Source organism: Rhodoferax sp., from assembly GCF_039922535.1.
In the GTDB taxonomy this organism is placed as follows: Bacteria; Pseudomonadota; Gammaproteobacteria; order Burkholderiales; family Burkholderiaceae_C; genus Rhodoferax_B.
Window position 1 is genome coordinate 1 of sequence record NZ_JBDTEM010000034.1, and the last position, 2,924, is coordinate 2,924.

At 62.5% G+C, this 2,924-nt stretch carries 2 protein-coding genes; both read left to right on the plus strand.

Features of this window, described 5'->3' with window-relative positions; all coding sequences use genetic code 11:
• Positions 1-200 precede the first annotated feature (200 nt).
• On the plus strand, positions 201-1,943 hold the full coding sequence (locus tag ABI213_RS01380; protein WP_348014532.1) for an ABC transporter permease subunit: 1,743 nt from the start codon (positions 201-203) through the stop codon (positions 1,941-1,943).
• A gap of 11 nt (positions 1,944-1,954) precedes the next feature.
• Positions 1,955-2,924: ABC transporter ATP-binding protein (locus ABI213_RS01385; RefSeq protein ID WP_348025785.1), on the plus strand; the 970-nt coding region annotated here is incomplete at its 3' end.

The window sequence follows — 2,924 nt, forward strand, 5'->3', positions numbered from 1 at the left end:
GCGCTAGAGGCCTATTTTGCTTAAAAATGCACCCCATCCGCCCCCTGCAAGGCGGGGTGCACGTGGGATGTCCACAACAGCTTGCGCGATTCACACGGCAGACACATTTAGATACCAGAATACGCCGCGCCTACGCGCTTTACCCTGTCTCTGCCCCTATCGATCAGCCTCTGCATTCTCTTTTACTGCCCGCACCGACCATGAAAAGCACTTCCCCCCAACTAGAAGTGGTCAGCAATCGGTCTGGCTTTAGCTGGGTGGACAGCCTGGTGCTGTTGACCCTGTTTGGGCTACTGTGGAGCGTGATGCACTTTGGCCACGGCATGCTGGTCGCATTTGACCCCAGCCATGTACCCGAGCCCGAGTTCTCCACCAGCCAGATTCCCTACTACGCCGGGCGCACCCTGCTGCGCATGTGGATTGCCTTTTGCTTCTCACTGTTTTTTGCGATTTCGCTGGGCTACCTGGCCGCCAAGAACCGCACGGCGCGGGCGGTAATCCTGCCCGCGTTGGATGTGCTGCAGTCGGTGCCGGTGCTGGGTTTTCTGTCGGCCACGGTGGCGGGCTTCATGGCGCTGTTTCCGGGCAGCCTGCTGGGCGTGGAATGCGCGGCCATCTTTGCCATCTTCACCGGCCAGGTGTGGAACATGGCATTTGGTTTTTACCATTCGATGGTCACCATCCCTGCCGACATGCAAGAAGCTGCGTCCACCTACGGCCTGAGCCGCTGGCAGCGCTTTCGCACGGTGGAACTGCCGGCCTCGGCACACAGCCTGATCTGGAACTCGATGATGTCGTTTGGCGGCGGCTGGTTCTTTGTGGCGCAAAGCGAGGCCATCAGCGTGATGAACAAAGACATCAAGCTGCCCGGGCTCGGCTCGTACATGGCCACCGCCATCGAAAAAGGCGACAACCAGGCCGCCTTGTGGGCCGTGGTGGCCATGCTGGTGCTGATTCTGGTCAGCGACCAACTGGTCTGGCGGCCGCTGCTGGTGTGGGCCGACAAGTTCAAGATCGAACTCACCGAATCCGGCCTGATGCCCACCTCGTGGGTCTACAACCTGTTGCGCGGCAGCTATGTTTTTACCTGGCTCGCGCTGCACGTCTTGCAGCCGCTGGGAGATGGGCTGGGCCGGGTGCTGCGGCGCAGCCTACCGGCTACCAGGCGGGCGCGGCCCGAGGCCGTGGGCTGGCCACTGCGCGTGGCGGGCTGGGCCCTGGCGGCCTGGCTGGGCTACCAGGCCATCGTAGGCGTGTTTGCAGCCATTGCGGCCTTGCACGGCGCACTCAATTGGAGCCTGTTTGGGCACATCCTCTGGCTGGGGTTTTTAACCCTGCTGCGGGTGCTGGCCATGACGGTGTTGGCCACGCTGGTCTGGACCCCGATCGGTGTGTGGATCGGCTTCCACCCAAAGGTGGCGCGCTATGCCCAGCCGTTAGCGCAGATCGGGGCCTCGTTCCCGGTCAACATGACCTTCCCCATCATGGTCGGCTTCTTTGTGGCCACCCGCACGCCGATGAACTGGGGCAGCATTCTGCTGATCGCCATGGGCACGCAGTGGTACATCCTGTTCAATGTGATCGCCGGGGCCATGGCGATTCCGAACGAAATGAAAGAAGTCGCCAAGATCTACGGCCTGCGCCAGTGGAAGCTGTGGCGCACGCTGATCCTGCCGGCCATCTTTCCGTTCTGGGTCACCGGTGCCTGCACTGCCGCCGGCGGCGCCTGGAACGCCAGCATCGTGGCCGAACTGGCCACCTGGGGCGACACCACCCTCAAAGCCGATGGCCTGGGTGCCTACATTGCCGAGGTCACCAAAAGCGGTGACACCGCCCTCATCATCGCCAGCATCGGCGTGATGTCGCTCTTCGTCGTCGTCATGAACAAGCTGGTCTGGCGGCGGCTATATGGTTTTGCAGAACGCCGCTTCAGACTGGATTGATTGCCATGAATATGACCACTTCTATAACCAACACTCCAGCGCCGATTGCCGAGCTGCGCGCCGTCACCAAACTGTTCACCACCAGCGGCGGGCACGAGCTCAAGGTACTGGACCAGATTGACGTGGCCGTGCACGAGGGTGAGCTGTTGGCCTTGCTGGGCCAGTCGGGCTCGGGCAAGTCCACCATCCTGCGCTGCCTGACCGGGCTGATCGAACCTACCTCGGGCCGCGTCTTGCACAAGGGTGAGACCTTGCGCGGCATCAACGACCAAGCCTCGGTGGTATTCCAGACCTTCGCGCTGTACCCATGGTTGACGGTAGAGCAAAACGTGGCGGTCGGCCTGATGGCGCGCCCCATCAGCCGCGCCGACCGCGACATCGCCGTGGACCGTGCCATTGACCTCATCGGCCTAGGCAACTACCACCGCGCCTATCCGCGCGAACTGTCGGGCGGCATGCGCCAGCGCGTCGGCATTGCCCGTGCCCTCGTGTCGCAGCCCCGTCTGCTGTGCCTGGACGAAGCCTTCAGCGCCCTGGACGTGCTGACCGCAGAGAACCTGCGCCAAGAGCTGATCAACCTGTGGCGCACGCCGGACACGGGCTTAAGCTCGATCTTCATGGTGACGCACAACATCGAGGAAGCGGTAGAAATGGCCACCCGCATCGTGGTGCTGTTCCCGCGCCCCGGCCGCCTGGGCCTGGTGCTAGAAAACCCCTTGCCGTATCCGCGCGACACAAAAAGCCCCGAATTCCAGCGGCTGGTAAGCCTGATCCATGAATGCATCACCACCACCACCTTGCCGGATACGCCCGCCGAGGTGCAGGTGGCTGGCCAGCCGATTTCGCGCGCCCGCAGCCGCATGGAGTCGATTCCGCTGGTGCCGGTGGGGCAGATTCTGGGCCTGCTGAGCATCTTGAACGACTCGCCCGAGCTGTCCAACATCTACGACATTTCGGACGAAATCGGCAAGGAATTCGGCG